We start from the raw sequence: 891 nt of genomic DNA on the forward strand, positions 1-891 counted from the left end.
AAAGGGGCTGTTGCAAATTTAATAGCATATGTTTTAAAATTAGCTAAAGAGATTTTTTAATCTCTTTGGCTTTTTTCTTTTTAAAATAAAAAAAGGTATAAAGTACTCGAAATTTTTCTAAATTTCTAATACAATATACCTATGAAAAACCCAATTAATAATAACATGACTTTTAAATTAATTCAACCAAAAATTTTTAATCTTTTACATTATCATATTTCTGAGGATGATCCTGTAAGAAAACTTAGCGCCATTTTGGAGGAAATGGATTTTTCTAAACTTTTGCAAGTTTTTCCTTACAAAACTAAAGTTCATCCTATCAGAATGTTTGCTATTATTCTTTTTGCATATTCTAGAGGTACTTATTCTACTAGAGATATTGAAGTTGCTTGTCAGGAAAATATTAAATTTAGATTTCTTTTACAAGACTCTAAACTTCCTGATCACTCTACTATTTCTAGATTTTTGAATAAAATTGAAGCTTTCCTTCCTGAGTTATTTCAGCAATTTACAAAAATAATTTTTGAAAAAGAAAATATTTCTACTGATACTATTTACATTGATGGAACTAAAATTGAAGCCTATGCTAATAGATATTCTTTTGTTTGGAAAAAATCTATCAAAAATTATTGGAGTAAACTCAATGATAAAATTCAAAATTTTGTTCTTGATTTTAATCAAGAATTTAATTTTAATTTATCTTCTTTTTTTGAAATTTGTAATTACCTTGAAAATCTAAATATTGACATTATTCATGGGCGCGGAAAAAGAAAATCTAAAGAACAAAAATATTTGGAGTTATCTAGAGAATATTTTAAAAAATATGAAAAATATTTGAATCATTTTCAAAATTTAAAAGATCGAAATAGTTATTCAAAAACGGATATAGAT

Annotated in this window: 1 protein-coding gene; it reads left to right on the plus strand. The window is 23.8% G+C overall.

Going from position 1 to position 891, the window contains the following annotated elements:
- Positions 1 to 141: 141 nt before the first annotated feature.
- A partial coding sequence (locus tag ABNK64_RS11100) for a transposase (RefSeq protein WP_502878732.1) occupies positions 142 to 891 on the plus strand: 750 nt, incomplete at its 3' end.

Source organism: Fusobacterium sp. SYSU M8D902, from assembly GCF_040199715.1.
Lineage (GTDB): Bacteria > Fusobacteriota > Fusobacteriia > Fusobacteriales > Fusobacteriaceae > Fusobacterium_A.